General features: G+C 62.4%; 3 protein-coding genes and 1 pseudogene. All 4 read left to right on the forward strand.

Going from position 1 to position 8,097, the window contains the following annotated elements; translation table 11 throughout:
• Positions 1 to 5: 5 nt before the first annotated feature.
• Positions 6 to 842, forward strand: coding sequence for a choice-of-anchor A family protein (locus ASD07_RS05030; protein WP_055926211.1), 837 nt, complete (start codon positions 6 to 8; stop codon positions 840 to 842).
• A gap of 477 nt (positions 843 to 1,319) precedes the next feature.
• A partial coding sequence (locus ASD07_RS32275; protein ID WP_373922071.1) for a transglutaminase domain-containing protein occupies positions 1,320 to 7,665 on the forward strand: 6,346 nt, incomplete at its 3' end.
• A gap of 92 nt (positions 7,666 to 7,757) precedes the next feature.
• Positions 7,758 to 7,898: pseudogene (locus tag ASD07_RS32280) on the forward strand (RHS repeat domain-containing protein); the annotation flags it as partial.
• Between the two features lie 6 nt (positions 7,899 to 7,904).
• Positions 7,905 to 8,097: RHS repeat domain-containing protein (locus ASD07_RS31595; protein WP_055926216.1), on the forward strand; the 193-nt coding region annotated here is incomplete at its 3' end.

An 8,097-nucleotide genomic window follows, 5' to 3' on the forward strand; every position in this document is an offset into this window, starting at 1 on the left:
TGGGAATGAATTACAAGAGCATGCTGGCAGGGGCGCTTGCGCTGGCCTGGGGCTTACCTTGCCTGGCGCAGGAACTGGACCTGGGAACGGCTGGCCGTTACGCTGCCTTTATCTATGGCGACGCCAGCGGCCTGCAGAAGGTGGAGGGGCGCCTGGCTGTGGGCCGCAACCTGAACGTGAGCCAGCTTGATGTCGGCCGCAGCCTGCCGCCCGCCAACGATAACCTGCCCAGCCTGGTGGTTGGCCGCAACGTCGCGGCCTACACGGCCGGCGATATCTGGAGCGCCAGCGGGCGCAAAGGCTATGGCGTGGTAGCGGCCGGTATCAACGGCGCATCTGGCAGCCTCGACCTTCGCCAGGACGCGGGCGCCGTCGATTTTGCCGCCGAAACGGCCTGGCTCGACATGCTGTCGGCCAGCCTGAGGGCGCGTACCGCCACCGGCAAGACTACGCAATCGCTGTACACCGTGACCCTGACCGGCACCAACGCCGCACTGGAAGTATTCAACCTGCAGTCGACCCAGGTGGCCAGCGGCAAGACGCTGGTGCTGTCGAATATCAAGCCGGGCGCGTGGATCGTGCTGAATGTCGGCTCCGACGCGCAGCGCCAGGCCACGGTCGGCTGGACGCACACGCCGCTGCAGGCGATCAAGTCCCGTGTGCTGTACAACTTTTTTGATGCCGACGTGGTGACGCTGCCCGGCATCACGGTGTGGGGCACCCTGCTGGCGCCCCAGGCCTGCATCAAAGCCAACGGCGGCAGGGTGGAAGGCGCGGTGATCGCAGCCAGCTGGAACGGGGCGGCGGAAATCGCCCAGGCGCCTTTAACGCCGGGGCCCTGAACGCTCCGCCCGACATCAGAACAAATACATAAGTAACACCAGACTGGAATGCAAAGTATGAAATGCAGGTTGAATTGGCGCGCCACCGTGGCCGCCGTGCTGGCAATCTTCACCGTCGCGGGCGCTTCGGCGCAGGACCAAAAGGCGGCCGAACGCAAGATTGTCGACCGGATCGCCGCCGGCGCGGATGCCTCGCCGCTGATTGGCCAGTACCTGCAAAACAAACCGTCCCTGGGCAGTCCGCGCCTGGACCGGGCCGCCACGCTGCGCCAGCTGCAAGCGGCCGAAGCCAACCTGGCCGACGCCCTGAAAGCCTGGAAAGGCAAAGGCAATGCCGACGCCGCTGGCGCGGCGTACCGCGAATGGCAGGCGGCCGTTTTGCTGATGCAGGCGCGCCATCGTTCGATTGAAGGAAAGCTGGCTGGCAGCGCGGACGGCTCGTCCTATGTGGCAGCACAGCGCGATGTGGCGGAAGGCATGAAGGCGCGCCGCGACCAGGTCGTCAAGCTGCTCGACCCGCTGCTCGGCACTGCGCCGCAGCCTGCTGCAAAGGCCGCAGCCAAAAACGCTCCTAAAGAAGCTGCAAAAGATTCCGGCAAGTCGATTGCCGAAGCACTCGCGCTGCTGCAATCCGAAGCGCCGAAGAAGGCGCCTGAGCCGGTGCTGCATGCCCTCAACCTGCCAGTCGGTGGACTTAGCCTGGCGACCCGAGCACCAGCACTGGTGCCGGCGATCAGCCCGGCATATGCAACGCTGGCCGACGCCCCGAGCGCGCCGGAAGATGTCGCCGCCGCGCCGGAAGGCGAGCTGACCCCCGAGATTGTCGCCAAGGCCAAAGAGCTGGGCAACGACTACGTCCAGATTTACGAATATGTCCGTAACAACACCCGTACTACCTGGTACGCGGGGGCGGTGCAAGGCGCCGCCGGTACGCTGCGCAGCGGAAGCGGCAACGATGTCGACCAGGCTGCGTTGCTGGTGGCGCTGCTACGTGCGGCAGCACTGCCGACACGCTATGTGCACGGCGTGATTGAACTGCCGCTGGAAAAAGTGGCGCAGGACATGGGCCTGCAAGACCCGGCGCTGGTGCCGGCCGCGCTGACCAAGGCCGGTGTGGCATTCAGCAGCGTGGCACGCGGCGGCAGGCTGGCCGCGGTGAACGTCGAGCATACCTGGGTCGAAGCGCGGGTACCGTACACCAATTACCGGGGTGCGGTAGTCGATGCCTCGGGCAAGACCTGGATTCCGCTCGACCCTTCGTACAAAACCAGCAGCTGGAGTGCAAGCCAGCTGAAACTGTCCGACCTGGGCGGCGCTGCCGCGCTGCAGGACGCCTACCTGGGCAAGCCGGCAAGCGAATCGTTCGCCGAGTTCGTCAAGCGCAGCGGCACCGAACTGCTGCAGGCGCGCACCGGTGAGGCGCCCGACTACAACGCCGTGCTGGGCCAGCAGACGCTGGCCCCCTTGAACCTGAGCCTGTTGCCTAATTCGCTGCCGTACACGGTGGTGGCCATCACCTCGGAGGAAGCGCAGCTCGGCGCGGCATATGTCGTCAAGGCGCGCATCAAGCTGGCCAGCGGCGGCCGTACTGTGATGGCGACCGACCTGCCGCTGTACCAGGCGGTGAACCAGCGTGTCTCGCTGACCTATCAGCCGGCTTCGCTGGAAGACCACCGCCTCAGCCTGCTGATGGGGGGCATGGATGCGGTACCGCTTTACCTGATCAAATTGCGTCCGCAACTGGCGCTGAGCGGCCATGTCGTGGCACGTGCCAGCGAAGGCCTGTCGGCCGGCAGCGAACTGCAGCTTGATGTCGAATTCACCGGCCCGTTCGGCAGCCAGCGCCTCAGCCAGACCCTGAGCACCGGTGGCAACCAGGTGCTGGTCATGGCCGGCAATGTCATCACCCGTCCGGAAGGCACCGAACCGGGCGATACCGATAGCGATGCCATGCGCCTGATGGATGGCGTGGGCTCGGCCTATGCGCGCTCGTGGCTGCAGGGCGAAGACCAGTTTGCTGCGCTGGCCGGCGTGCGCGCATTGCATGCCGCGCCATCGCTGCTGATCCTGACCGACCGCTTCGATACGGTCTACCATGGCCAGACTCCCTACACCATGGAGTGGAAGGGTGTCACCATGGATGCGCTGTCGCATCCGGTGGACGCTGCCGGCAGCGCGGCGCGCGACTTCCTGCAACTGTCCGGCTTGCATGGCTCCTCGCTGGAATCGGACCTGTTCAAGCACCAGTTCGCAGTTGACGCGGTTTCGGCCGACCAGTTGCTGGCACAAGCGAAGGCCGACAATGTGGCGCTGCTGCGCGTCGATAACGCCAGCCTGGCAAAGCTCGAGGCCACCAGTCATGCGCCTGCGGTCAAGGACAGTGTGCGCAACCTGGCGCGCCTTGGCTACCGCATCGATATCCCGGCTGTGCCCGTCACGGTGGCCGACTGGACTGGCGCCGGCTGGCGCGCGGTCGACCCGGCCAGTGGCGCCAGCGGTTACTTCCTCTCGGGCAGCCTGCACGGTGGCGCAACCGCAAACGCTCCGCAAGCCTGGACCCTGCATTTCCTGGCGGCGATCCTCGCGGCGCAGAACGGCCATGCTGCCATCTCCGATATCGGCGCTGTGCGCCAGTTGCTCAAGCTTGGCGGCAGCGACGGCCAGTGGGGCACGGTGGGGCAGGTGCTGGATCGCCCGCTGTCCGTGATTGCTGTCGATGGCGATGGCGCTCCGGTGGCGGGCGTGCCGGTCACCTTCAATGTGACGGCAGGCGGCGGCACGGTGGGCGGCGGCCAATCGACGATTGTGGTGACTGATCAGTCGGGCATCGCCTCGGTCCAGCTTACCCTGGGCAAGAGCACCGGCGAGAATCCCCAGTACGTCAACATCAATCCGGGCGATAAATATGCAACGCGCGTATCGCAGCACCTGGTCGACGCGGTAGCGCCCAACGAGCGTGACAGCGTCGTCATCGACGCGCCATTTGATGCCACTGCGCAGCCGGACAAGCTGTCCCAGCTGGTTCTCTACAGCCCGCAAAAGAGTTCGAGCTATCCAGGTACCTGGGGCGAGACCGCTTTGCTCAAGACCGCGGACCAGTATGTCAATCCGCTGCCGGGCATTTCCGTCTCGGCCAGCATGGACTCGCAGATTGTGTGCCAGTCGGAGCAGGCCGAGTCGCATTTCAAGCCGGGTGCCCTGTTCAATGCGACCACCGGCGACGGACCTGACAAGTGCGACCCCGACACCCCCCTGCTGGGCGAGTGCGGCAAGCCGAGCATCAATTTGACCAGCGATAGCGATGGCGGCGTAGGCATCGGCGTCATCCTGTCGAATGATCGTGAAGGTAACAACTTCGTTACGGTCAAGGCCGGCAGCGTAAGCAGGACGATGCTTTACCAGGGCAACAAGAAGTGCGGACCTCGCGAAGTCTCGCGTAACCCGCCATCGATTACCCTGGGCATCTCCGGCGGGCTCCTGGATAGCGACGGGCACCAGATCAGCGCTGCCATGCCTGGCAAGGAATACAAGAATCCGGTCACGGCCGTGCTGACACGCGCCACCTATCCTTACGAGGTGCGCACCAACGAAAACGGTGCTTACCTGTATGTGTTCCCGTTCGTTAAGCACGAGCGAATCAGTGGCAATGTCACTTTCGAAGCCGACAATGGCGGCGCGACCACAGGTGTCTCATCCTCCGGCGCAGGCACCTTCGTGACGAGGGTTGTGGCCGGCTCCTTGCCTGCCGAGCACGGCGTATGGGCCAAGGCGCGCAAGATCCCGCTTGAGGTGCCATATATTTCGGAGAACGTGGTCCAGTTCGAAAAGACCGACGCTTCCGTTGATTCCCCAGTGCTCTCGGTCTTTTCGGTGCAGCCGCTGGTCAGCAATGTTACGCCGAGGAATGAAAGCGATGGCTTGATTGGGCTCGACAACCACAATCACAGCCAGCAGCAACTGAGCGTTGAGTTCGGCTCCGCACCGGACAGCTATGCGACTACGTGGTCCGAGGTGGACCTGTATGAAAACAATACCTGGGCCGGCACCATCCGTGGACCACTGGTCAAGGGCAAGGGCAAGGCGCTGATTCCGCGCGGGATGAATTTCGAGCCAGGCAAGATTTATCATGCCGAGCTGGTGCTGAACCGCGGCATGCAGGTCGAGATGCGCTCCGAGCGTTTCGCTTTGCCGACGCGCCCGCGCCTGATTTCCTTCCTGCGTGCTTCGAAGCCAACCCTGACAGTTGACGAAATCAACAAGCGTGCTTGCGAGATCCAAGGGCAGAGCTCGTTCGGATTCAACGTTCCCGTGGTGGCCACGCTGGAAATCCAGCCGCTCGACCCAAGCGGCAATCCGGCCGGTTCCAAGCGCACGCTGTTCAGCAACAAATCGTACGAAGCCGGCGACTTCAGCATCGGGCTGGATGCGGGCCAGATCGGCACCGGCGACTTCCTGATGACGCTGAACGCGGTCAGCGCTATTGATCCAGGCGTGACGGACAGCGCGCTAAGCGGCTTCACCTCTAAATTCGAACGCTCCAACCCGCTGCAGGTAGGCCAGGTGCTGGTGCAAGGCGTCAAAGTGCGCGACGGCACGCTGACCGCCCAGCCTTACCCCGTGGCGGAACCGGGCCGCGGCCCGTCGCTGCGTTTCCAGCCTACTTACAGCTCGGGTGTGCAGCGCCACATGGGCCCGATGGGCATGAACTGGGGTCACAACTGGGACTCCGGCGTGACAGTCAATAGTTGCGGCGACGTCACGGTAAGCGGCGGCGATAGCGGCAACGTGATCTTCTTCCCAGATGTCAAGGGCAACCTTGTGCCGGCCAAAGGCTACCATTCCACTCTGGTACGCGATGGCAACGATTTTGATTTCTTCAGCAAGGATGGCACCCAGTACCACTACGCCTTCATTGACGCACCGAACCAATGGAAGCTGATGTGGGTGAAGGACAGCAATGGCAACACGCTGACCTTGACTTACGACATGCTGGCGCGTCCGGCACCGCTGCTGAAGACGGTCACCGCCACCGATGGCCGCATCCTGCGTTTCAATTATGCCGATGCGAAAGTGGCGCTTCCAGGCCGGAGCGAAATCCTCCCCGTTATCAGCTCTGTGACTGGTCCGGGCCTGGACATGGTCTTCAAACACGATGGCTTCGGTAACCTGGTCAAAGTCACCGGCAACGGACGCAGCGAAGAGTTTGCATACAGCGTCGACGAGATGGGGATCACCAACCGGAACCAGCTGACCGGCTACACCGACCCGAACGGGCGCACCACGAAATATGAATACAAGCATTATGAGCTGCCGCTGACGCTGCCAAGTAGCGGTACTCCGTTCGCAGTGCCGCAGACCGTGGTCAGCAAGGTGATTACGCCGACGGGCCCCGTGCAATTCGACTACGAGATCGGCGTCTTCAGCAAGACCACGATCACCAACCAGAAGGGCGCAGCAACCAGGTACGAGCTGAACAGCTTTGGTTCGCCGTTGAAGATCATCGACGGCGCCGGTACCACCACCATGACGTGGGCCACCAACGACGTCCACATGCTGTCGAAGACCGACCCGCGCGGCGTGGAAGCCGTCTATGAATACGACACCGCCGGCAATATGGTGGCCGAGACCGTTGGCGGCAAGTCCATCAAACGCCGCTACATGATCCAGACCCAGCGTCCGTTCATCAAGGACAAGCTGCTGGAAGAGACCGATCGCAACCAGCATACGACCACGTTTGGCCGCGATGACAGGGGCAACCTGCTGACCACCCAGCACCCCGATGGCGGCAAGACCAGCAATAGCTATAGCAGCAATGGCGACCTGATTTCGACGACCGACGCCATGGGCGGGATGACGACCTTCCGTTACGACGCGAAGGGGAATCTGAAAGGCTTCACCGACCCGACCACCGCAGAAACGAAGTTGGCGCTGAATGAGCGCGGCCGTGTCGTTGCCAGGACTAACGCCCTTCTCAAGACCACGGCATTTGAAGTCGACGCGCTGGACCGCATTACCAGCCGCACCGATGCAAAAAAGGGCGTGCGAAAGTATACCTACGACCCGGTCGGCAACAAGCTGAGCGAAAAGGATGAAGAGGGCAACACCACGAGCTGGGAATACTCCCCGCATGACCATCCGCTGAAGGAAACGCGCGCAGATGGCAGCAGTAAAACGATGGAGTACGACCCTGTCGGCAACAAGATCTCGGAAACCGACTATCGTGGCAACACGACCACCTTTACCTACGACGATGCAAACCGGCTGGTCTCGCGCACTGAACCGCTGAAGCGCACCACGACTTACGGCTACGACGGCGTAGGCCATGTCACGAGCGAGAAGGACGGCCTGGGCCGCACCACAAGCCATACCTATGATGCGCTGGGCTTCCGCACGGGTACCACGGACGCAGCCGGTGGCGAGTGGGTCATGGGCCGCGATGGCGTCGGCAACCTGCTGTACACCACCGATCCCGAAGGCCGTACGACCGGCAACGCGTACGACGTGATGAACCGCCTGCAAACGGTAACCCGCCCGATCGGCACCCTGAAATATGGCTACGACAAGAACGGCAACCGCGTCAGCGAAACCAACGCACGCGGCCATATTTCCAAGTTCGTCTACGATGCGGCGAACCGCCTGCTCACCAGCGTTGACGAAATGGAGCAGGTCACCGCCAATGAGTACGACATGGTGGGGAACCTGGTCAAGACGTTCGATCCGAACCTGAACGTCACCAAGTTCGAATACGACGCGGCCGATCGCAAGATCAACTCCATTGATGGGGAAGGCAAACAAACCGACTACCGTTACGACGGCGTGGGCANGACGCAAAACGGCAATCGATCTTTAAAAATCCGTTCCATTTGCAGCCTGTGAAATGATGAATTCGCAGGCTGCCGGAGGCCATGGGCCTCTATTGAATACAACTACGACAAGAACGGCAACCGCGTCAGCGCAACCAACGCACGCGGCCATATTTCCAGGTTCGTCTACGATGCGGCGAACCGCCTGCTCACCAGCGTTGACGAACTGGAYCAGGTCACCGCCAATGAGTACAACGAGGTGGGAAACCTGGTCAAGACGGCCGATCCTAACCTGAACGTTACGAAGTTCGAGTACGACGCGGCCGATCGCAAGATCAACTCCATTGATGGSGAAGGCAAACAAACCGACTACCGTTACGACGGCGTGGGCAACCTGGTTGGCCAGACCGATCCGAAYGGCAACGAGATCAGCCACACCTATGACAAACTGA

The organism is Duganella sp. Root336D2, assembly GCF_001425005.1.
Lineage (GTDB): Bacteria > Pseudomonadota > Gammaproteobacteria > Burkholderiales > Burkholderiaceae_D > Rugamonas.